At 52.9% G+C, this 22,764-nt stretch carries 14 protein-coding genes and 1 pseudogene; 8 read left to right on the forward strand and 7 right to left on the reverse strand.

All coding sequences use genetic code 11. From position 1 onward, the window contains the following. Nucleotides 1–489: 489 nt before the first annotated feature. Nucleotides 490–1,992 (forward strand): replication initiation protein, encoded by a 1,503-nt coding sequence (locus FBR45_RS21955; RefSeq protein ID WP_138506334.1) that lies wholly within the window; start codon nt 490–492, stop codon nt 1,990–1,992. 673 nt (nt 1,993–2,665) lie between these two features. Here the strand turns inward: FBR45_RS21955 and FBR45_RS21960 are convergent. After that, nucleotides 2,666–3,525: pseudogene (locus tag FBR45_RS21960) on the reverse strand (DUF5694 domain-containing protein). A 491-nt stretch (nt 3,526–4,016) separates the two neighbouring features. Here FBR45_RS21960 and FBR45_RS21965 point away from each other — a divergent pair. Together FBR45_RS21965 and FBR45_RS21970 are read left to right on the forward strand one after the other, a co-directional pair. After that, nucleotides 4,017–5,411, forward strand: coding sequence for a proprotein convertase P-domain-containing protein (locus tag FBR45_RS21965; RefSeq protein WP_246082339.1), 1,395 nt, complete (start codon nt 4,017–4,019; stop codon nt 5,409–5,411). Nucleotides 5,412–5,455: 44 nt separating this feature from the next. Beyond that, nucleotides 5,456–7,168: a hypothetical protein gene (locus tag FBR45_RS21970; RefSeq protein WP_138506338.1), complete on the forward strand. Its 1,713-nt coding sequence runs from the start codon at nt 5,456–5,458 to the stop codon at nt 7,166–7,168. Between the two features lie 10 nt (nt 7,169–7,178). Here FBR45_RS21970 and FBR45_RS21975 read toward each other — a convergent pair whose 3' ends face one another. From FBR45_RS21975 to FBR45_RS21985, 3 genes are all read right to left on the reverse strand, one after another. Continuing rightward, the gene (locus FBR45_RS21975) at nt 7,179–9,947 is read right to left on the reverse strand and encodes an alpha-L-rhamnosidase (RefSeq protein WP_246082340.1); all 2,769 of its coding nucleotides are present in this window, start codon (nt 9,945–9,947) and stop codon (nt 7,179–7,181) included. A 100-nt stretch (nt 9,948–10,047) separates the two neighbouring features. After that, a complete protein-coding gene (locus FBR45_RS21980) occupies nt 10,048–11,391 on the reverse strand; it encodes a Gfo/Idh/MocA family protein (RefSeq protein WP_138506340.1) in 1,344 nt (447 codons plus the stop codon). A gap of 155 nt (nt 11,392–11,546) precedes the next feature. Then, nucleotides 11,547–13,190 carry a sensor histidine kinase gene (locus tag FBR45_RS21985; RefSeq protein ID WP_171044937.1) on the reverse strand — a complete coding sequence of 548 codons (1,644 nt, stop codon included), beginning with the start codon at nt 13,188–13,190 and terminating at the stop codon, nt 11,547–11,549. Nucleotides 13,191–13,865: 675 nt separating this feature from the next. On the opposite strand from FBR45_RS21985, the gene FBR45_RS21990 reads away from it, so the two are divergent. Next, complete coding sequence (locus tag FBR45_RS21990; protein ID WP_138506344.1) at nt 13,866–14,723, forward strand: sugar phosphate isomerase/epimerase family protein; 858 nt, start codon at nt 13,866–13,868, stop codon at nt 14,721–14,723. A 78-nt stretch (nt 14,724–14,801) separates the two neighbouring features. Next, nucleotides 14,802–15,584, forward strand: coding sequence for an NUDIX hydrolase (locus tag FBR45_RS21995; protein WP_138506346.1), 783 nt, complete (start codon nt 14,802–14,804; stop codon nt 15,582–15,584). Between the two features lie 258 nt (nt 15,585–15,842). Here the strand turns inward: FBR45_RS21995 and FBR45_RS22000 are convergent, their stop codons facing one another. After that, entirely contained in the window at nt 15,843–16,022 is a 180-nt protein-coding gene (locus FBR45_RS22000; RefSeq protein ID WP_138506348.1) for a hypothetical protein, read from the reverse strand. 21 nt (nt 16,023–16,043) lie between these two features. On the opposite strand from FBR45_RS22000, the gene FBR45_RS22005 reads away from it, so the two are divergent. The 3 genes from FBR45_RS22005 (at nt 16,044) to FBR45_RS22015 (ending at nt 17,977) form a co-directional block, all read left to right on the forward strand. Beyond that, a complete protein-coding gene (locus FBR45_RS22005) occupies nt 16,044–16,925 on the forward strand; it encodes an alpha/beta hydrolase family esterase (protein WP_138506350.1) in 882 nt (293 codons plus the stop codon). A gap of 132 nt (nt 16,926–17,057) precedes the next feature. Beyond that, nucleotides 17,058–17,486, forward strand: a complete 429-nt coding sequence (gene parS / locus FBR45_RS22010) for a type II RES/Xre toxin-antitoxin system antitoxin (protein WP_138506352.1) — start codon at nt 17,058–17,060, stop codon at nt 17,484–17,486. Then, a complete protein-coding gene (locus FBR45_RS22015) occupies nt 17,486–17,977 on the forward strand; it encodes an RES family NAD+ phosphorylase (RefSeq protein ID WP_138506353.1) in 492 nt (163 codons plus the stop codon). Before parS ends, FBR45_RS22015 begins: the two co-directional genes overlap by 1 nt. 51 nt (nt 17,978–18,028) lie before the next feature. Here the strand turns inward: FBR45_RS22015 and FBR45_RS22020 are convergent, their stop codons facing one another. Beyond that, a complete protein-coding gene (locus FBR45_RS22020) occupies nt 18,029–19,450 on the reverse strand; it encodes a SusD/RagB family nutrient-binding outer membrane lipoprotein (RefSeq protein ID WP_138506355.1) in 1,422 nt (473 codons plus the stop codon). Nucleotides 19,451–19,474: 24 nt separating this feature from the next. Further along, on the reverse strand, nt 19,475–22,594 hold the full coding sequence (locus FBR45_RS22025) for a SusC/RagA family TonB-linked outer membrane protein (RefSeq protein ID WP_138506357.1): 3,120 nt from the start codon (nt 22,592–22,594) through the stop codon (nt 19,475–19,477). Nucleotides 22,595–22,764: the final 170 nt, after the last annotated feature.

Raw genomic sequence — 22,764 nt, forward strand, 5'->3', positions numbered from 1 at the left:
TTTATAAGCTATTTATGTAAGTCATTTGGTACGAGAATGTAAGTCATTTGGTACGAGAATGTAAGTCGTTTGGTACCGGATGTAAGTCATTTGGTACGAGAATGTAAGTCGTTTGGTACGGATATGTAAGTCATTTGGTACCGGATGTAAGTCGTTTGGTACAGATATGTAAGTCATTTGGTACGGGTATAAAGTGGGTGCTTTAGGCCATGTATAAGACTAGTTTGTGCATTTTCCCAACTGTCGGCCCTGCGTTTCAATGACGCGTCTCTGTTTAAAAACGTATAAGTCCATTATGTAATACTTTTTTATTTAAAATAAAGACTGTTCGGAATTGTGTAAGCTGGTTGGTACGGTAATTCGATTGCCTAATCGGCAGCAGAACCTTATTCTGTGCGGTTTGTCGGCAGGATAATAATATGTAAGAAACTGGGTAAAACTTACATATTAACTTTATATTGCCTCACCTTGCGATTCACCAGAACCGATATGAGTGATAAGCCCGATACCCGAAAAGACATAGAGGCTCTTCAGCAGAACCCGGAGTACATAATTATGAATAACCCGCTCGCGAGTCCAAAATTCGTCCGGGCTATTTCAAAATCAGAGCAGAAGACAATAACGGAAATATATACCCCCAAGGTCTTTTACGAAATTGTATCCAGGCTCAAACCCGAGCACCTGGTTGGCGTTGCCAATAACCAGAACATCACGATCGAGATCGTCATCAAAGATTTTCTGAAGGATATTGGTGCGGCTAAGTCCAAAAACTACCAGCACCTGATCACGTCGGTAGAAACCTTGCAGACAACCATCCTGAAATGGAAGGATGAGAAAGGAGAACACCGCAGCCCTATCGTAGCCTTCTCGACACACGATCACAAGAGCAGCACCATCCAGGTACAGGTTCACGAAAAGCTGGTTAAAATCATCCTCGATGTTAAAGAGAAAGGCAATTACAGCTTTCTAAAACAGAACGTCCACAAGCTCCAGAATGCGCAGGCAATTAAGCTGTATCCGTTCTTCAAATCGTGGCTCAATTACGGTCGGTATGAGAGCGATTTGGTACGGTTCAAAGAACGCTTTGGGTATAACACCAGCGGGTACCAGCGGTTTGCCGCTTTCGAGAAATACGTACTGATGCCGGCGCTGGAGGAGATTAACGAAAAAACCGATATCAGGCTGTCGTATCAGAAAGTTGGTGAAAACTTACAGGGTCAAAAGCCCAGAGTTACCGGGCTGATTTTCTTTATCAAGCCAAAGGATAAAACCAAAATTCTACCCGTTCCGGAAGGTCCGCCCGAAACCGGACCTGAACTCACAACCGAGTACGAGCCCCAGCCAGAGTCGGCAGCGGAGCCTGTGGCGGCTACTTCTCCTGAACTGACAGTAGCCGAGTTTGCGGAACTGTACGAACTCTTCAAGGAAATCTGGATTGAGGACCGCCCCGATGCGCTCACCAGTAAATTACTGATCGATGGGTATGTAACCGAGCATGGCCGGGATACGGTGCTGGACGCGTTCACGGGTCTGATCGATACAAAAGCCAAAGCCAAAAGTGTGGCCTTTTTCACCCCCGAAACGTTTGCCCGTTACAAGGGATTTCGGTTGAAGAAAGAAGGCAAACGACAAAGCGAGCGAGCTCGTTTGCAGCAGAAGCAACAGGAGCAGGCAGAGCAGGAACGGATGCAGTTAATCATTACTGATTTCGAGCGCCGGGAGCATACCTATTTTTTGCAGGCCTTTGATAAAATGACCGAAGATGCCCGTACGCCACTGCTCGATCAACTCCTGACGACTCAGGCCAATAACCCTGTTTACTTCGAACCCGGAGGTCAGCCCACCGACCTGGCCAAAAGCGAAATCGGGAGCTATTGGGTAAATAATCATACCGCCTACGACCGACGACTAACCTTCCAGAAAATTGCCGAGCGGGAGTTTGGAGTTCAGATTGGTTTCAACGAAAATGGCATACCCTATTTTGTCAAATAATGGCACGCCCAACAAGTTTCTGCGCATAAAGGACATTTTGTCCTTTATGCGCAGAAACTTGTTGGGCAGAGTAGAATTTTATACATTATCTGCTGATTAATAGATATTTAGTTTTGTTTTGAATGATCGTTGAGGGCGTGTGGCGGCAAAGAAACCCCTTCAGTTACATCGAGCTTCCCTACAGTCAACCACAGAAAACTTCGGAAAGACAAGAGTCTATTTTACTTCAAATCTATTGTAAGTCTATTGGTACCGCGTAAAGCTTTAAAATATAAAAAGTCCAAAAAACAACACTAAAGCATCTACTTTTGAGCTAATAATTGAGATTATATAGTCTATTGTTTGATGATAAAGAGTGCTCAAAACCAATATACATCTGGTGGGTAGCGCAACAGCATCGATAACCTAGAAACGGTCTATTCGGGAAAGTAACCAGCAGATAAAATGAGCCGGATAGGTAGCTGTTTGGATATATAGCAGCCAGCCTAACACGAATGATAACGCGAGTTGTATGCCATGCGCAGCTGTTTAGAATCAAAATGACCGGTCTATAGATGTAAGTGCATTGGTACGACTAAATACGTCCAGCAGATAAGATAAATGCCTGGGGTCATAAAGGACATTTTGTCCCTTATGACCCCCAGGCTGATTATGTAAGCCTATCACTACCAGCTTACCGCAGGTATTTCTCAACGGGTATGATTTCGTAATCAGGATCGTTTTCGAACAGTTTGGTTAGAACGGCAGCATGGCGCTGTCCCATTACAACCAGAATCCGCTGCTTTTTTTCGGCCAGTTGCCGATATTTGAATAGATGCGCAGTTCGCGGTTGTAGAAATAGGTGATAAAATCGGCCCCTACATAGTCAGATGAAATACGGGTGCTATCGAGCAAAGGATCATTCGTGTTTAGTTTGCCCTGCCTGACTTTAGCCGGTGTTATGTACATGACGCGGTACGTTTCCTGCAATACCTCGGGCGAGTTAAGCTTGATCAGGAAATCAGATAAACGCATCGTTCCTGCCCGAAAGGCACCGATAACGCTGTTGCCCAAATTGCTGAAAGCGTTGAGTTCGTTCAGGTAATAATCAATGTGCTGCCCCTGATTGAGAATACGATTCGATGTGCCGATGTAATAATCAACGCCGAATACGGTAGGTAGATTTAGTTGTTTGGCGAGCGCATACGCGATCTGGTATTGTTCGGCCCGACCGTGGGACAGGTCCCGGAACGACAATCGGTTCGACTTATACAGACCATACAGACTATCGACCTGGGCCTGTTCACCCGGCTCTCGTTCGATCAGAATCAGGTCGGGTTTGAACCGGGCTAATTGGGTATTTACCTGGTTCACTTCCCGCTGGCGGTTTTCCTGAAAGAGGTCGGCCATGGGGGCATCCTTGTAAAAACCCTCCTGCCCAAAGTGGGCGCTACCAAGCAGTATAATCTGTGTTTTAGATGACTTTTGCTGGGCCAGACCAGCCGTAAGGGTGAAGATGATCAGGTACGAAAGTAAATAGAAACGGACGTTCATGAAGTGTGTTGAATCGATTAGTTAAACGTGTATTGACAACTGTTATGCCACAAACGATGACTGTTGATTGTCAGTGGGCTAAACGAATGACCGGTCAGACCCGTCGTCCATAACTGGACAGGAGTGTCCAGTTATGGACGACGGGAGGGGTATTTGCTGGTGAAAGAGACCAGAAGTCATGTTTTAAGACAAACAGGTAAATCGGGGCAGGGCAGCTGGGTAAAAGTAGAGTATCAGGGCTGTTGGCCGGCTGGCTGAACTATCATTCAGCTGATTGGCCATTGTAAAGTTAATTTATTAATTAAAAAGTTTCATAAATTGGCAGTTTAGATACATTGAAATTAAAAAATATACTTAAACGAGTCATCGATATAATCAATTGAAGAATAGGTTGCTACGGCATGATTCTTGTCTTTTGATCGACTGTCTCCCACATCTTGTAGAAGTAACGATTGACCAGTCATGCCTGCCAGCCTAGTTTTACGGGAGAAATGATCAAATCTATACCGAAAGACTATAGTCACTACTACCGGAATTGCCGGGTAGAGACGTTTCCCTGGTGGGTAAGTCTGCTTACGCTGATGCTGGTGGCGGTCGGGCAGTGCCTGGCTCAACAGTTCATCAGTCCCGGCCGTACGCTGACCGACTTTGGCACCAGCGTTCGGGCTGATTCTATACCCATACGGGTCGATCACTTACCTACGCGCATAGACAGTGATTACGGGCTGATGAAAGTCTGTTTCAATATTCAGCACAGTCGTACGTCTGATTTAAAAATAGAACTGGTTGCGCCCAATGGGCAAAGCATATGGCTGAGTAACCGGAATGGGGGAGACCAGGGGGCCGACTTTGCCAATACTTGTTTTCGGTCGAATGGGTTTTCGGGGTACATCCACCAGGCTAGTGCCCCGTTTGCCGGTGAGTATAGTCCGGATGGCCGGTTTCGCTTTTTAAACGACGGACAGAACCCGAACGGGACCTGGTATTTGCTGATTACCGATCTGCGGAAAGGGGAGGGGGGCGTGCTGAATTACGTGACGCTGGAATTCGGTGCGAACCCGATGCCCAATGAGGAGAAAACCCCCTGTTCGTTCCAGAATCCGGCCGGTTGCCGGTGTTCAACCGATCGCAACGACTGCCAGCTGCTTCCCGATCTAGTAATTATTGGCTCGTTTACCCGGTCGCAGATTAAGGAATACGCCTGGAACGACCCGACCTATCCCGGGCAGTTACGCTTTGCGGCCTCTATTGCGAATATCGGCGATGGGCCCATGGAAACGGTTGGCAATGGGGAATGGTACTGCCAGCAGCAGCGCGTGGATTCGGGTAGCCGCTGTGCAGATGGTACCCTGGCCCGGCAACGCCTGTATCAGCGGGTATACAGCCGGCAGGCTGACAGCCTCAGCTGGCATGACTACCCCGCCGGCACCAATTATTTCGACGAAAAACCAGGGCATAACCATTACCATGCCGACGACTGGGTCGAGTTTCGGCTTGTTCATCGGTATAAAACCCGGACTGGGCGAGGAGCCGAGAAAGTCGTGGCCACCGGCCGAAAGGTCAGCTACTGCCTGTTCGATTCGGGTATCTGTCGGTCGTCCGATACCTTGTGTCAGGACCGGGGCGTAACCTACGGTCCCGAAAACCTGGCAAACTATGGGCTGGGTTCGTACGCCAGTTGTCAGGCCTCACGGCAGGGCATTAGCGTTGGCGGATATGACACGTATGGCATGATGTACGAAGGCCAGTACATACAACTACCCAAAGGCCTGAAATCAGGTACGTACTGGCTCGAGATCTTCGTTGACCCGGAGGGGCAGTACCGGGAAAAATCCCGCGCTAACAACCGGTTTACCGTGCCTGTCCGGATCAGCAGACAACAATAACTGGTCATTACCGCCAGCTAGCAATATGATTAATTACTTGACGCATGAAAACAAGATTATACCTGCTTATTCTGTTCCTAACGCTGCTGGGCAAACAACTCGCCCTGGCCCAGTGTACAACCTGCACCCGGTCCTACACTGGTGTAGGGAGCGGGACGGATTTCAGCAGTTTAAATTCGGGTGAAACCCTTTGCATACTGGCCAACGTAGGTAATATTTCGATTGATCAGAACAAGACAGGTATCCGAATCTGCGTAGCGCCGGGCGTTACCTGGACCCAAACCAACGCATTGGCTGCCAACAGTGTATCCATCACGGTAAACGGTACATTGGTGCTCAACGGCGGGCTGAATCTGAACGGAAATTCGACCATTGCGGTGAGTGCCGGGGCCTCTCTGTCGACGAACATAACCAATATCAACGCCGGCCTGCTCATCAACAACGCCGGGCAGGTCACGTTCACGGCGAACTCGGCCGTCACAACAACCGGAGGCTCGTTTACGTTCGCGAATGGAGCCGGGGCAACCCTGACCGCCACCGCACCGCCCAACTTCGTAGCGGGTAACTCGACCACGTATACAAACGCAGGTACGATGGTATTTTCCAGTCTTGAAGACTCAGAAGCCAATTCATTTACCAACCAGAGCACGGGGGTGATAACGGTTTATCGCACCTTCTACAACCACGGCGGATTTACGAACAACGGACTGCTGCAAACGACCTGTGTACCGGCGCAGAACGGAACGCTCGGTTGTGAGTTCAGAACGGGCGACAAGGGCGCCAAACAGTTTATCAGTAACAACTGCATTACGGTGAAAGGTACGGTGAACATCGACGGGCCGATTGTACTGAACGGACTGCTCGATATTGCCACGGGATACGACCTGTCCATTACCAAAATCGTGACGGGAACCAACGGGCGGATCGTGGTCAACGGGGGGGTAAGCCGGGCCGCCAATGACGGCCGCTATATCGGCACGAATATGCGGTTCTGCGATCGGAACACCTCGGGCAACCGCTTCGATACTTACAGTGCCAACTACCCGAATGATCAGGCCGCTATAGTCGTCGACTGCTCACCATCGGCCTGCTCGACCTGTCCAACGCTGGCCGTTACCGCAACGCCGGGCGCGTGTGTACCCGCAACGAATCAGTACACGCTTACCGGGAGCGTAAGTTTTACCAATGCGGCTTCCGGTGCGCTGACAGTTACCGACGGGGTTCGCTCTACTACCGTTTCAACCAGTGGCAGCAGCCCGCAGAGTTATACCCTGACCGGTCTCACGGCCAATGCGGCCAGTCATACGGTTACGGTAACTTCCAGTAGTTCGGCTTGTACTCCGGCCTCGGTTACCTACACGGCCCCGGCTTCGTGCTCATGCAGCCTCAGCGTTCAGACATTTAGCCAAAGCGGATGCCAGGCAAACGGAACTGATGCCACAAGCGCTGATGATTACTTCCTGCTGACGGTACAGGCTACGGCCATAAATGGGACCGGTCGCTACGAACTGGTGCTGAACGCCAGCAGCGACGGGTCGGGCGGAACCGTGCTCAACCCGGGTGGTACGGCCTATGAACAGGCCGTAACCGTTGGCGCAGGCCGGCAGCTCAGCGCCAACAACGCAACAACCTATCCAATTACCATTCGCGATGCGACCAATACAACCTGCCGACAGCTGCGCACTACCGTGGCCGTTGCATCCTGTTCGCCCTGCGAGTCGGTGCTTTGCCCCAAAGTTTCCCTTACCCGCCAGTAACACTCCAGACTTACCGGATCTCGAACTGATAGCTGCCTGCCACAAGCGTATACTGACGACCCGGCCCACCTGGGTTTGTAGTTGGGCTTAACGGTCGCCCGTCTGCATACGCCTGCCCGTCCGTCAGGAAAAACGTAGCCGTTGAATTGGGGGGTATGGTGACCTGGTAAGTAATTCCCGAATCCGATCGGCGCCAGGCAGACCGGATTATTCCGTGCGGGCCCTGATGAGTGGCCTCAAAATGATCCAGGTTTTTTACAAAATTGGGTTTCAGAAGAATGTGCTTGAAACCGGGCGCGCTGGGGTCCGGTTTGATACCACCCAAAGCTTTGAACATCCAGGCTCCGACTTCACCGAACATGATATGATTCAGGGAGATATCGCTTTTGGCATCGATGGGCCAGTTCTCGTATAGGGTAGTGGCTCCATTGGCTATCCACCAGCCCCAGGACGGAAAGGTTTCCTGCGCAGCGACCCGGTAGGCCAGATCGGCATGACCGTTGTCGCTGAGCGCATTCAAGATGGTTTTGGTGCCAAGCAGGCCAACATCGATATGCGCCTGGTCAGCTTTGACCCGCTGAGCGAGTTGGAAAGCTACGGCCCCCGACAGGCCATCGGGTACCAGGCCCCAGTGGAGCGGGGCGCTGAGTTCGGTTTGCAGCCCTGTCCCGTATCGGGCTGCTGTCTGGTTCAGGTATTTGGTGTTAATTGCCTGTCGGATGCGGGCCGCCAGGGATGAATAGTGAATGTAATCATCGGTTCGGTTGAGGATTCTGGCTATGTTGGCCAGGATGCGGGTATCCGTGTAGTAATATATCGACGAGGTCAGCTCAACGGGGGCTTTCGATTTTACGGGTACCCAGTCGCCCAGGCCCCAGCTGGTCAGGTTGTTGGGGCTAATGGATTCGAGGTGGTCAACGTACCGTTTAATGCCGTCATAGTTGTCGATCAGGATTTTTTTGTCGCCGTAAAAAAGGTACACGTTCCAGGGAATCAGCGCAATGGTGCTGGTCCAGTCGGGGCCGTTCCCCCAGTCGTATCCCCAGCCGCCGGTGGGTATAATCGAAGGCAGTACGCCGTTCGGCTGCTGTTCGTCGCGGTGATCGGCCAGCCATTTTTCATAGATGGTGATGCCATCGTAGTTGTATAACCCGGTCTCAACGGCAATGTGGGCATCGCCGGTCCAGCCGTTTTTTTCCCGTTGTGGGCAGTCGGTCGGGTAGCCAAACAGGTTCGACAGGTACGAGTTGTTGGTTGCCTGCCAGATTTTGTTCAGCGTTGGGTTGGCCGAGTTCACCTGACCCGTAGCAGGCACGTCGCTATGCATAAAATACCCCGTCAGACTCTGCTGGGTAAGCGTTACGGGTTGCGTACTGGTAACTTCAACGTACTGAAAGCCTTTGTAGTTGAAGTGGGGCATGAATGTTTCCTCACCCCGCCCGCTGAGCGTGATCAAATCGGTCTGGAACGGGTCGCTCTGATCGGTAGGTCGGTAATGCATGTCGATATTCGACTGGTCGGCCCGTCCGTCTTTCGTTAGTCGTTCGGCATGTTTCAGCCGGAGGGTTGTGCCTGCCGGCCCCTGCACACGAATCTGGCTGACCCCGGCTATGTTGCGGCCCAGGTCGAAGACGTAGGTCGTATCGTTTAGTTTGGTCAGGCTGCGGGCCGGAATCGCTTCAACGTTTCGGATCGGGTGCATGACCTGCGCCACGATGTTGGCGGATGGGGCCGACCTGATTGTAGCGGCCTTCCAGTTCGTATCGTCAAAATTGATCTGATTCCAGCCGGGCTGCTCCAGGCGTGCGTCGTAATGTTCGGCCGTGTAGATGCTGTTGAAGCGGATTGGACTAAGGCTTGTTTTCCAGTCTGTACCGGAGGATATCGTCTCAACGCTGCCATCGTCGTAGGTGATCCGCAGATCGAGGCAGAAGGTGGGTCGGTTACGCCAGGGGGCTTTGTGAAAATTCCACACGGCCGTTGACTGGTGATTATACCAGCCATTCCCCAGCAAAACGCCCAGCGCATTGGCACCAGCCCTAAGCTGTTTCGTTACGTCGTACGTAACATACAGAACCCGGCGGTCAAAGCGGGTGTACATGGGGTCGAGCCGGTGGTTGCCTATCCTTTGTCCGTTCAAATACAGCTCGTACAACCCGCCTGCCGCAATGTAAGCCCGGGCGCTCCGGACCGCCTTGCCCGTCTGAAAAACCTTCCGGAAGTAAGGGGCTGGTTTTATGGTCTCGTCGGCCCCGTCGCTGATCCAGGAACCCTGCCAGTTTTTCGGATGCATAAGGCCGGTTTCAAATCGGGCCGTTGCCGACGCATGTGGTTTGCCATCCTGATCCCAGGCCGTGACTCGCCAGAAATAAGTGGTAAACGGACGAAGGGGTTTTCCGGAATAGGTTACCAGCGTCTGGTCGGATGCCTGCCGGGCGGGTTGCCAGCTGTTGCCCGCTCCCCGGCCAGGTTCCAGCGAATCGGTGCTTACCGCTATCTGCCAGGCTGTTTGTCGGGCTCCCCGTCTTGTATCCTGTAGTCGCCACGAGAATCGGGGTGTTGTGGCATCGATACCAAGCGGATTGACCAGATGTTCCGTTTTCAGATCAATGGGTGTACCCGGGGTTTGTGCGCTTCCTGAAGTCATGAAGAACAGACTGGCCCAGCCGCCAATCAGGGTATGAATTAGTAACGAGGCCAGGCTTTTGGCGGCACGCCCGGTTGCGCTAACCGTGCAAACTAAAAACGAAGTAAGTAGGGCAGGCAGGCAGTCAGTCATAACAGATTCGGGTGGTGATTGAGTAAAAAGCCCGTTGTAGGGGTCACAAAACCGACCTACAACGGGCTAACGGATACGCTCCGGTTAATAGCAGTACTTGTTAGATACGGGGCTCCCAGCCATTTTCATACTCGCGGCTCCACAGCTTCATAGCCTCCCGATCCCGAACGTGTCCGTTGGTGGTGTCTACCTCTAGCGACTTATTGGTCCGGTACGCGATGTTGGCCAGATGGCACAAGAGCGTGCTTTTGGCTCCTTCGTCGATGGGGGATGCCTGTTTGGCCTTACCCCGGATCGCTTCGAAGAAATTGACCACATGGCGGGTTGTCATATCGCCACCACCACCCAGCGCAGTACCCGCTTCCGAACCGCCCGACTTACTGGTCTTAACCGCTTTTCCTTCCCGGTTAAACAGGGTGTAGCCGTCGCGGTCGACGTAGACGCTGCCGTTGCTGCCGTAGATAACCGTACCACGGTCACTGCCGTAGGTTTTATGGCCGTTGCGGCTTTTGCCATCCCATTTGATGATTTTGTTGCCGGGAAAGCGGAACGTGGCATCCATGGTATCGTACATGACCCACCCATCGGTTGGAAAAGCCCGTTTGGCAGCTTCTACCGCAACGTGTTCCGGGTATTCAACCTGGAGAGCCCAGCGGGCTACGTCCAGTTCGTGGGTAGCGTTATTGCCACTTTCGGCCGTCCCGTATTGCCAGCCATACCAGTGCCAGTTATAATCCCAGGTGTCGTGGGTGTAGGGGGTCCGGGGGGCAGGGCCCTGAAACAGTTCCCAGTCGAGTCCATCAGGAACGGGCGCCTTCTTCGCCACCGGCACCTCACCCCGGGTGGCCGCGTAAAATGCAACGGCTTTGAAGGGGGTTCCAATGACGCCGTTGTGTATCTGGTTGATAATATCGATCGATTCGAGCGCCGACCGTTGCTGGTTACCCATCTGGATGATCTTGCCGTATTTTTTCTGGCATTCGATCAGGATTTCGCCCTCGCGGGGGTTATGGCTACAGGGCTTTTCTACGTACACATGTTTCCCGCCCTGAACGGCCATCCAGGTGCCGGGGGCATGCCAGTGGTCCGGAGTCGCGTTGAACAGGGCGTCGACCTGCTTGTCGGCTATGACTTTGCGGATGTCGTTCTCCAGCTTGGGCGCATACGAGATATGCTTCGAAAACTTTTGGGCACCCGACTCGCGCTGTTTCTTCATAACATCGCAGAGATAGACAAGCTCAACATTGCTGCTTTTCAGCGAGATCGGCTCGTAGTAGGCACTTAACCGCCGACCGAGCCCGATGATAGCCACGTTAATGCGCTCATTGGCACCGATGATTTTTGCATAACTCTTGGCCGACATACCCGGGGCCAGTCCTCCCACCGACAGGCCAACGGTTCCCAGCGCTGTTTTTTTGATAAACTCTCGTCTTGATGTATCCACTCGATTAGCAATTAAGGTTCCTGTTAAGGGTCAGCCTGCTATGGTTACGCACAGGCCAACATGACTCTACCCGAAAACATTACTATAAGCCGTAATTGCTGATTTCTAATTGTTTTTGTCAGGGGAAACACGCCATTACCCTACTAATTGCCTGATCAGGCGGGGAGATAAACGATGAAGGTTGCCCCTTCGTCTGGCTTGCTTTTGGCCGTGAGGGCACCGCCGTGATTTTCTACCACTCGCTGGCATATGGCTAGGCCAACGCCTGTTCCTTCAAATTCGCGGTTACCATGCAGCCGCTGAAATACCTGAAAAATGCGGTCGAGGTACCTCTCGTCAAAGCCAATACCCTGATCAATCAAGCTGATCTGATGGTAGTAATCGGTGTGTTTGGCTGGCTTCAACGCTGTCGGTAATTCATCTGCCGGACAAGGCCGGTAGCGGATCTGAATCCGGGGTTGCCGGCTAAGCGGGGTAAACTTAATCGCGTTTGAGATCAGGTTTTGAAACAACTGAGATAGTTGGGATACATCTCCTTTTACCTGCGGCAATTCATCCACGCTCAGTTGAACCTGTCGTTCTTCTAGTTGCCACGATAGGGTCTCCAGCACACCGGCCACAATATCAGTCAGGGAAACCAGCCCGAACGATTGCTGACGGGTGGCTATTCGCGAATACGCCAGCAAATCTTTGATCAATGTAGACATGCGCTCGCTGGCTGAACTCATACGCTGAAGATAATCCTGTCCTTCCCGGTCCAGAGTATCGGCATAGCGCTGTTTGAGCAGGCTGCTGAATTGCCTGATCTTGCGGAGGGGTTCCTGGAGGTCGTGGCTGGCTACATAGGCAAACTGCTGCAAATTGTCGTTTGAACGTTGTAAATCCCGATTGGCCAGTAACAGCTCCTGCGTGCGGGCCAGCACTCTATTTTCCAGCTCTACTGACAAATGGCGGTATTTTTCTTCCCGTTGTCGTAATGCAGTTTCGCTCCGCGAGCGTTCTACGGCTTCCCAGGTTCGCTCGGCGGTTTCTTCGATGAGTTGAACTTCAGCCGGGGTCCAGCTTCTGGGCAAGGAATCGTGAACGGATAATATGCCAATCAATTGGCCTGCTTTTCGCAAAGGCACACCAACCTGAGCCCTGATACCAACCTGTTCGTTCATCGCCCGTTCGGCGACAGATAGCGCAGGATCGGCGGTAAGGTCGTTCATGACAATAGTCTGGCCAGCCTCTAAGCGCGCAACAACCGCCGGGCCGAAGTCAGCCATGACGAACTCTCCGGTCAGTTCGATGACCCCCCGAACGTAGTTCGAGGTCACCATTACCGAACGTCCATCCTGACTTATTTCACCATAGTGTACCCGATTTGCCCCCAGGGTTTTGCCCAGCAGCTGAGCCGCCGTAGCCTGAATAACCTGCGGATCAATGAGCGGGCGCAGTAGATCACTCAATCGGAGTAGATAGGCGTGGCGAAATTCGAGTGTCTGAGTAGCCTCCAAACAAGTGACCAGTACGCCGTTAATTGTCCCCTCATCGGCCAGGGGGCTAAAGCAAAATGTTGCGTAGGTGGCCCCCAGGGGGTTATTGCCCGGAATTGGAAGTTTCTGACCGTCGATCCATTCAGCCCGGCCACCGGCCATACAGGTTTGGATTACGGGCCCTGCGTAGGGCCAGATGTCGGCCCAGCTTACGGTGGCTGGCTGTCCTAATGCTGCCGGATGGTTATTCAGGCTGCTAAACCCAGATCGGAATCCGTCATTGTAGATCGTTATCAGCTCCGGTCCCCACATAATAAGCATGGGCGATCTAGTGGCAAGTACCATCTGAACAAGCGTACGCAGACTTGGTGACCAGTTACTGGGATCACCTAAGGGAGTTGTCGCCCACGAAAAGTTTCTGATTCGCTGACCCATCTCACCGCCACCGGCCAGGAAGGGGTAATCAGCGGGAATAAATACATTGTCCAAAATGATAGGCTGTACGGGTAGCAGAGACCAAAGGATCACTTACCCCTAAAAACGGGAGTGAAGATAGGTTTGAAGCGGGTAGTGGGTAAGCCCCCTTGTCTACAAAGTTATAGCGTTTTAGATAGAGTCTATATACTATATGCAAAGATCACAACCGTGTAATCGTAGTTCCCTGAAATTTCCTGAATAATCTCTGGCTGCACCTGCTTCATTTATTTTTAGTCAAATTTCGTACTCATTTCAAGAAAAAATTTAAAAAAAGCAATGCGTTAATTTGACGTATTTACAAATCTTCGTTTCATTTGTGTTGTCATATTGACGCAATAGGAAATGTGTGTGTTTCAAAAGTCTGGTATTGAGAGGGAAAAGGGACGACCCACAAGCCGACTAAAGTCAGCACATATCTTCCCCACAAAAGTCCCTCCGGGCCGTTAGCCACCTTCAGGTCAAAACTCAGGAATAACCCATAATCAACAGCTGGTCAGACCAGTTTAATCAAAGCATACAATGATTATATCCCGCAAAGATTTTCTCAGAACCAGTGCCCTGGCCCTGACCTTGCCTTATCTGAGTCAGGTAGACGTTTTTGCCAAACCGATCAAAAAAATTGGTCTTCAACTCTATACCCTGCGCAATGAGTTAGGCAAGGATGTGGAGGGAACGCTGAAAAAAGTTGCCGACATTGGGTACCGGGAAGTAGAAACGTTTGGGTACGCTGGCGGAAAATTTTTCGGCAAAACGCCCGCTGAGTTCAAGACGCTGCTTACCAGCCTTAATCTGACGTCGCCCAGCGGTCATTACATGCCTAATAACCTGAAAAAAGACTGGAATGTTGCCGTGGAACATGCCGCCGGGATCGGGCAGAAATATATGATGTGCGCGTTTCTGTTCCCGCAGGACCGTAAAACGATCGACGATTACAAGACGCTTTGCGACACCCTGAACACCGCCGGCGAGGTTTGTCAGAAGGCAGGTATTCAGTTCGGTTATCATAACCATGACTTCGAATTTGAGACGCTGGATGGGCAGGTGCCTTATCAGGTGATGCTGTCCGGTACCGATCCGAAACTGGTAAAAATGGAGCTGGATCTGTACTGGGCTATCCGGGCCGGCCAGGATCCTGTTGAGCTCTTTAGAAAGAATCCCGGCCGGTTCCCGCTCGTGCACCTGAAAGACATTGCTAAAACCGAGAAACGCGAATTTGCCGAAGTGGGTACCGGCTCAGTCGATTTTCAGCGTATCCTGGATGCCCATAAAACAGCCGGTATTCAACATTACTTCGTGGAGCAGGATGCAGTTGTGAAGGGTTCCCCGCTGGAAGCAATCGCCATCAGTTACCAGAACGTGCAAAAACTACGCGTCTGATGCCGAGCGATACCTGCCGCAGATGGCTGCGGCAGGTTAGGAGGTTCTGTTCATGACCCGAGGCCCTACTATTAGCAGATGAAGACGACTGACGACATAATTGATTTTGTCCTCTACGGCGGGCAGCGGCATTTGCCCCATCTGACAATCGACTGTGCTATTCTGGGGTATCACGATCAGCAGCTGAAAATCTTGCTGGTTAAGCTGCACGGCTCAGATGGGTGGGGCTTGCCGGGCGGCTTTATCAGGAAGGACGAACGGTTTAGCGATGCGGCCAACCGGATACTGGCCGAGCGAACCGGTATAACAAACCTGTTTCTACAGCAATTTCATACCTTTGGCGATAGCCCTTACCGACATCGGGAGCAGCGGGCCGAAGATCTGCAGCAGCTGGTAGGCGACTGGATCACCATTCGGGAAGACAATTGGCTCCTGGGGCGACAGATTTCTATCGGCTATTACGCCCTTGTCGATTACGAGCAGGTAAGCGTACAAACAGACCTGATCGTTGAGGACTACAGCTGGTGGGATATTGCCGCCCTGCCCGCTCTGCTGTACGACCACAACGATATGGTTGACAAGGCGCTGGAGACGATACGGCTTCAGCTTTACCACCAGCCGATCGGGGCCAGTTTACTCCCTAATCAGTTTACGCTACCCGAAATACATGTGCTTTACGAAACTCTGCTCGGCAAAACCCTCGATCGGCGCAACTTTCCGCGAAAGTTGTTTGCGCTCGGATTGCTGAACAAACTCGACGAGCAGCGGTCGATCGGTCCGCACCGGTCGCCCAACCTATACGAATTCAACCGGACCAATTACCAGAAGGCGCTGGAAGAAGGAATTGTACTGGTGATGTAAACCCGACGGCGGATCTACAGGCAGCGGGCTGGTTTATAAGTCACTAGCAGCCATCAAAACCATTCTTTTTACCTCTTTCCTGATTTACGTTTAAACGCGGCTGATCATGAAAAAAGTAAGTCTATTTTTTTCTGTTTTTATGCCTGGGCCGACAAAATTACCATCTACTTCGATACCGAACAGGCTGGCGAAATTGGCGCTGAACTGGCCAAAGTCGGTAACAACCATCTTAAAAGCCAGCTGATGAATATGTTTGCGTCAACCGACGTTCGGGGCAAAAACTAAGTAGTACATCTCCTGCCGTTTCTTTTTTACTTTACAGGGCCAGTCACCTACCTGCCAGACCGAGCGCTGGTACTCGAGGGTGGCTGGCTTCCGGCTTTCAGGCTGACCCGCCTGGCGACGTTTCTGCTCAGTCAGTGCAGTAGAACAATCCATACAAATTACCTTACTCAACTTATGAAATATAATGCATGTGTACTCCTGTCAGTGCTCACCCTGCTTTTAGTAAGCTCGCTGAACGCTCAGGTTTTAACCGACTCCGTGTTGGTAGAAGGGCACTACCGGTCGTTCCATTACAATACGCCATCCCCTGCATTACGCAAACCCAGCCTGGTCTTTGTGCTGCACGGCTCGAACGGGAGTGGGCTGGGTATGATGAAAGCGGCTGCCCGGATGGAGCAGCAGGCCCGGACTGAGAACACTCTTGTCGTTTACCCCAACGGCTACAAACGTTACTGGAACGAGTGTCGAAAAGCGTCTCCGGCTGCGGCTAACAAAGAGAACATTAACGAGCAGGCTTTTTTTGAGGCCATGATTGCGTATTTCAATAAGCAATTCGGCGCGAATACCAACCAGGTTTTTGCGGTGGGCACCTCGGGTGGTGGCCATATGGCCTATAAACTGGCGCTTACCATGCCTGATCGGTTCCGGGCTATTACGGCGATCATCGCTAACCTGCCCGATACTACCAATATGGACTGTGTCCCGACCGGAAAGCCGGTGCCTGTCATGATCATCAACGGAACCGACGATGACGTAAACCCGTACAACGGAGGCCTTGTCAACCTGGGCCCGACCATGAACATGGGAGAGGTTCGCTCTACTGCGCGAACTCTGGCGTATTGGGCCGATCTGGCCCGCTATCGTGGGCAGCCACGCCGGGAAAACCTGCCGGATGTGGACCCGAATGATGGCAGGACTATTGAACGATACACCTACCGCGAGCCCGGCAAACCCGAACTTGTTCTGCTCCGGGTAATCGGCGGAAAACACGACTATCCCAACGATCTGGATGTGCACGCAGAAGCGCTGCGGTTCTTCATGCGCCAGATTCGATAGATACTGGCGATAAACGCTGTCGGTGCGATAGTGGGTTAGCAACTATTAGAATCAAAAGCGGGTTATATTGCAATCAATTGATTCTGTTTAGAGAGCAGTTGACTAATTTCCCGAACGAAAATACCAGCTATTATGGCTACCCAGGCAACGATAACGCCTTCTGCACGACCCGACCACAACGTAGTTCCGCTAACGGCCCTTCAGCTCATAGACCGCTCCCGGCAGGGATTGGCTGGTTCAGAAGCGGGGCGTGTTGCGGGCTTGCTGGGGGTTGCTGATAAGGAAATGGCCCGGCTGCTGAACCAGTCGGTCGCTACCTTTCATCGGCAGGCCAAAGCGGGTCGACTCGATGCGGCCACCTCTGAGCGATTGCTGTTACTCAGTCGGCTGGCAGGTCACGGCACGGCTGTTTTTCAGGACCAGGGCAAGTTTACCCGCTGGCTCCGCCGGCCGCTGCGGGCGCTGGCTGACCGGTCACCACTCGATCTGATGGATAGTCCGACCGGCGTTCAGCTGGTAGAGGATCTGCTGGGGCGTATTAAGTACGGGGTATTCAGCTAATGGCTATCACCCTGTATCGAATCCAGACCGACAGCCACCGCGATACGATTCTGGACGGGATTGGTGCCCAGCTGCACGGAGGTCGCTGGAACGCCAAAGGTCGCCCCATGGTCTACACGGCTACGACACCGGAGCTTTGCTTTCTGGAGTATATGGTGCATCTCGACGGGACACCCCTGGCTGATCTGCCCCCGCTGATTCTGTGCGAAATTTCGGTACCGGATGCGTCCATTGTGTACCTGTCGGCCCGTGAACTGCCGGTCGGTTGGGATGACCCGTTTGTGACTCCGCCCGGGCTGGCCAGCTATGCGGATGCGCAGTTCCGCCACCATGGGTCGTTATGCCTGGCAATCCCATCGGCAGTGGTGCCGCTATCGCCCTCCCGAAACGTCCTGATCGATCCGCTGCATTCGCTACGACCGTCCTGTTCGGTACTGACGATTCAACCCTATCCCGTCGACCCCCGACTGCCGACCGCGTCAGTCGATTAGTCGATAACTAAACAGGCGGCTTCCGGAAGCCGCCTGTCTGGTATAGAGAGGTTAAGGTTTGTCCCACCAAAGCGGTGTCGAAAGCGGCACTTCGGCCGGTACGTTCGCGCCGTTTTTCGATGTTTCCCCGTTGGGGTAGGCAACCCGGCGGATAAAGGTAGGCAGCGCGGCATTGAGCGGCAACGTAAACCCTTTGTACTGATAATCATACCGACGGGCATCGTTCCAGGCTTCGGGATTGAGATAGGTCACGACGTACTTTTCCTTGAAAATCAGGTCGAGGGTCAGCTTATCGGCACCAACGCTAACGGCCGGATTGGCCAGATAGGTGTCACGAGCCGCCGTGGCCACGCCCAGTTTATCCATATTGGCCCGGATACCAGCCAGATAGGCCGTATAGGCGCGCGCCCGGTCACTAGCCCGGAAAGCCGCTTCGGCCTCAACAAACTTCATTTCAGCATAGGTAACAATAAGCAGGGGAGAGGCATCACCCGTTAGGGGCGAATTCAGCGATATATACACTTCATCCTTCACCGTATTGTTGCCGCCAACGTTTCCCTGTCCGTTGCGCGTACCAACGTAGGTGTTGTTCACGGTTCGATCGGTGATCTTCTCAATGCGTGGATCGACCAGGCCATAGGTTGTCCCGTTCAGTTGATTGATCAGCTGGGTAGACAGCCAGCCGTCCAGTACCAGCGAGGCATTGTTACGGGCCACCTGTGCCCAGGGATTCCGTAGCAAAAACGCACTCATCTGCGCATCATCGGCATTGGACCCGTAGGATTTCGACACCGCATCGAGCACGGCAGCCGGGCTGTACGAACCCTTTTTCGAGATTTTGTTGAGCATACGTGCCTTCAGGGCGTTGGCAGTCTTGATCCAGGCGGCCGTACTGCCTTTGTGAATCAGGTCGTTGGCCGCCTGTAGCTTCAGCCGTGAGTCCGTTTTGGCCAGCTCGGTGAGGCTCTCGTTCAGCAGCGACAAGGCCGTTGTGTACAGGGTCTCTTCCGAATCGTAGGCAGGGGTGAGGGTTGTCCCGTCGAACGCGTCGGAGAAGGGTGCGGCCCCGAATGTGTCACCAATCAGGTTGAGGTGGTAGGCCAGCATCACATCGGCAACCCCAACGTATTCCGATGCCGCCTGCTCCTGCGCCCGTCGTTTCAGATCGTACAGATCGGCCATCGCGAAGTACACATAATCCCAGGTACCGGTATAGTCGGTTATCTGATATGTATCCGTCGATCCACCCGCGCCCGGACCAGCCAGGTACTGGACGAAATAAGAAGTGGTGTTGGCTACCCGCTGCGAGCTGTAAGCCGTTTTCTGGGTTGTTGTCGACAGCAGCGAACTCAGGGGCGGATTAGCAATCAGGTTCGGGTTCGTGTTCTGTTCAAAATAGTCCTGACAGCTGGTTGCTCCGACCAGGAGGAGCGTAGTCAGGGCCAGGAAGGTATATCGATTAGCTAATTTCATGATGCGCTTGGGAAAAAAAGTCGGTTAAAAACCTGCATTGAGCGTGAAGAGAAAACTCCGAACGGCGGGATAGGTGAAGCCAGTGAACCCATCGATATTACTGCCGCTGTTGGTCGAGCTGGTTTCGGGGTCGTAGCCGGTGAACTTGGTCCAGAGGGCGAGGTTATTGCCCGTTACGCTAACCGACACGTTCTTGATCACCGAATGGCTGAACAGCGACGAAGGCAGGGCGTAAGTCAGCCCAGCCGAGCGGAGCCGAACCCAGGACGCGTCTTCGATGAAGTTCTCCGAAACGCCCCGGTGCACGTTCCGGTAGAAGCCGTTTCCGTAGTCAACTCCGTCCGGTCCAACGCCCTGGCCCAGATAGACGGCTTTTGTGTTGGGGGTGCCGTTGGCCAGCACACCGTCAAAGACTTTGGTGGTGTTGCGGTCTTCGGTATATTCGGCAATACCGAACGCGGAGAAGAAGTTACCCAGCTGATTGTACCGATCCTGCCCAACGCGGGCGTCGACGAGGGCCGTCAGGGTGAAGTTGCCGTAGCGCAGGGTGTTATTCAGGCCACCGATCCATTTTGGTTGTGAGTTACCCAGTATTTTCTGAGTTGTATTGATAACGGGAAAGCCATTGGCGCCGATAACGATGGGGCGGCTGCGGTCCAGTTCGGGTGATGCATTGGCTTCGCCGGTGTTGGGGTAATACCGCTGGTAGCTCCGGCCGTAGAGGTTACCATAGGCATAGCCCGGCACGAGACGCATCGTTACGGTCGAGCTGGAGTAGCCAAACTGGCTGGCGTAGTTAATCTCCGTCAGACCATCGCGCAGACTCAGAATTTTGTTCCGGTTGGCCGAGAAGTTCAGATTTACATCCCAGGTCAGCTTACTGGTCCGGACGGGGGTGGCGCGCAGAATCAGCTCGATACCCCGGTTACGCATAGACCCGGAGTTGATGGCCGCCCGGACGTAGCCCGTTGCCGACGACACGTCGACCGATATAATCTGATCGCGACTGAGGGAGTTGTAGTAAGTCAGGTCAAGACCCAGTCGGTTGTCGAGAAAACCCATTTCCAGACCGGCCTCGAATGTATCGGTAAACTCGGGACGCAGGTTCGGATCGCCCAGCAACGAACCCCGGGTAAAGCCGGTCGAGCCCGACGGGAGTTGGGCGTAGGACGCATAACCCGTAATAGTCGAGTAGGGGGCTGCGTCTTTCCCGATCTGTGCGTACGAGGCCCGCAGCTTACCCATACTGATGACTTCAGGTAGTTTAAACTGCTGGGAGAAGATATAAGCCAGACTGGCCGACGGATAAAAAAACGAGTTATTGGGTGCCTGCAGGGAAGAGGTGATGTCGTTACGGCCGGTCAGGGTCAGGAACAGGAAATCCTTGTAATCGAGGGTAAGCTCTCCAAAAATGCCCATCAGCCGGTAATCTTCTCCGCTTTGTACCGCCGTGATCGTTTTGGCGTTGCGCAGGTCGAAGTAATCATAGACCGTCAGCTCATTGCCTTCTGCTCCAAAACTCCGGATACGCCGGTCGTAGAGGTCATGGCCGAGCCGGAACGTGGTGTTCAGGTTTTGTCCGATTTTGGTGTTTGTACTGGCCGTAAACGTCGACGTTATGGCCCGGAAGCTGGTATTGTACTGGTAAACAAACCCCAGCACGTTGTCCTCAAACACCCGCTCGCCTGCCAGGCCAGTTGGACCCGGTGCCGTACGGACCCGTCCGTCCGAATAGGTATCGAGCCCGGCCCGGTAGTTTAGCGATAGCCACTTGAGCGGGTTATAAACGAAGTTTAACCCACCTACCAGCCGGTTCACGTTATCGCGAAGTTTATTGGAGTATGCCCCGTAAATCGGATTGCCGTTACCGTAGGTGTTCTGGGTGCCATCCGGTTTCCGGAAATCCCGCACATCGTAGCGGGGCGACCAGTAGCTCAGGCTCTCGTTGAAACGGTCAGCATTGTAGCGGTCGCCCCCCGAGTTGATGAAGTTGAGCGTCGAGTTGACACTGAATTTGTCGCTCAGTTTCACGTTGGTGTTCAGCCGAACCGACAGCTTGTTGAAGTTGGTGAAGGGAATCACCCCTTCGTGGCGCAGATGGTTGACCGACGACAGAAACGTAATTTTATCGGTACCGCCCGTAAACGACAGGTTGTTCTGATACTGCCTGCCGGTCTGGTAGGCATCTTTGAAAGGATTGTACAGGCGCTGTGGATGCGTCGGGTCAATTTTTATGGCGTCTTCTACCGTTGGACCCCAGGACGGGAAAAAATCCTGCGGGTTGTAGACGCCCGAATACCCGATGGTATATCTGTCCTGCACCTCGGGATATTTGTTCACGTTTTCGACGCCAAACGTGCTGGTAAAGTTGGTCCGCAGGGTGCCGGCTTTTCCTGACTTAGTGGTAATGACCACCACCCCGTTTGCGCCCCGAAGACCGTAGAGGGCGGTGGCAGCACCACCTTTCAGGATATTGATTGTTTCAATGTCGTCGGGGTTGATGTCTGCAGCCCGGTTCGAGAGGCCGCGAAGCTCGGCTCCGGACCCAATGGTCGATGTGCTGTTGTCGAGCAGGATACCGTCCACTACAAACAGAGGCTGGTTGTCGCGACTAACGTCGAGCGAGTTGATGCCCCGAATCAGGATGCGGGCTCCCTGACCCGGCGCACCACCCGTGCTGGAAATCGTTACGCCGGCTACTTTGCCCTGCAGGGCGTTCACGACGTTGGTTTGTCGGTTCTGAACGATCTCGGTGGCGTCGACACCCTGAGTGGCATAGCCAAGATCCTTTTTCGCGCGGCTGATACCCAGGGCCGTCACAACGACCTCGTTCAGCTGCCGGTCGTCCTGTTTGAGGCTAACATTGATACTGGTGCGGTTCCCAACGGAAATTTCCTGATTGATGTAGCCGATATAGCTGAAAACCAGTGTGGCCGCAGGCGCAGTGACACGCAGTCGGAATTGCCCGTCGGCATCGGTCTGAGTACCGGTAGTCGTTCCTTTTACCGACACGTTTACCCCGGGGAGGGGTGAGTTGTCGGCATTGGCGGTAACACGGCCGCTCACGTCTACCGACTGCGCCTGAGTCGCCAATGTGGTGAGAAACAGAACCAGGCCAAGCCAGCATCGTAATAGTTCTTTCATGTTGAGAATCAGTTAATTATATGAAAAATGTATAGGAAGTAAGTCTAGCAAATTTAGAGATTAATAAAAGTTTTGCAAATATTGCAGAACGGCAAAGAATATTCTGCTTTCTTCGAATGATGCCACATACTAGCCCGAAATAGCCTTAAGGGCATCTATACGTCTATCAA

Origin of the sequence: Spirosoma lacussanchae (assembly GCF_005870035.1) — a bacterium.
GTDB lineage: Bacteria > Bacteroidota > Bacteroidia > Cytophagales > Spirosomataceae > Spirosoma > Spirosoma lacussanchae.

Excerpts from the sequence above, each read along its gene's own strand:
- FBR45_RS22015 (WP_138506353.1), top strand. The coding sequence starts at position 17,486 with ATGGCTATCACCCTGTATCGAATCCAGACCGACAGCCACCGCGATACG.
- FBR45_RS22020 (WP_138506355.1), bottom strand. The coding sequence starts at position 19,450 with ATGAAATTAGCTAATCGATATACCTTCCTGGCCCTGACTACGCTCCTC.
- FBR45_RS21975 (WP_246082340.1), bottom strand. The coding sequence starts at position 9,947 with ATGACTGACTGCCTGCCTGCCCTACTTACTTCGTTTTTAGTTTGCACG.
- parS (WP_138506352.1), top strand. The coding sequence starts at position 17,058 with ATGGCTACCCAGGCAACGATAACGCCTTCTGCACGACCCGACCACAAC.
- FBR45_RS21985 (WP_171044937.1), bottom strand. The coding sequence starts at position 13,190 with ATGCTTATTATGTGGGGACCGGAGCTGATAACGATCTACAATGACGGA.
- FBR45_RS21955 (WP_138506334.1), top strand. The coding sequence starts at position 490 with ATGAGTGATAAGCCCGATACCCGAAAAGACATAGAGGCTCTTCAGCAG.
- FBR45_RS21995 (WP_138506346.1), top strand. The coding sequence starts at position 14,802 with ATGAAGACGACTGACGACATAATTGATTTTGTCCTCTACGGCGGGCAG.
- FBR45_RS21965 (WP_246082339.1), top strand. The coding sequence starts at position 4,017 with ATGATCAAATCTATACCGAAAGACTATAGTCACTACTACCGGAATTGC.
- FBR45_RS21990 (WP_138506344.1), top strand. The coding sequence starts at position 13,866 with ATGATTATATCCCGCAAAGATTTTCTCAGAACCAGTGCCCTGGCCCTG.
- FBR45_RS22025 (WP_138506357.1), bottom strand. The coding sequence starts at position 22,594 with ATGAAAGAACTATTACGATGCTGGCTTGGCCTGGTTCTGTTTCTCACC.
- FBR45_RS22000 (WP_138506348.1), bottom strand. The coding sequence starts at position 16,022 with ATGGATTGTTCTACTGCACTGACTGAGCAGAAACGTCGCCAGGCGGGT.
- FBR45_RS22005 (WP_138506350.1), top strand. The coding sequence starts at position 16,044 with ATGAAATATAATGCATGTGTACTCCTGTCAGTGCTCACCCTGCTTTTA.
- FBR45_RS21970 (WP_138506338.1), top strand. The coding sequence starts at position 5,456 with ATGAAAACAAGATTATACCTGCTTATTCTGTTCCTAACGCTGCTGGGC.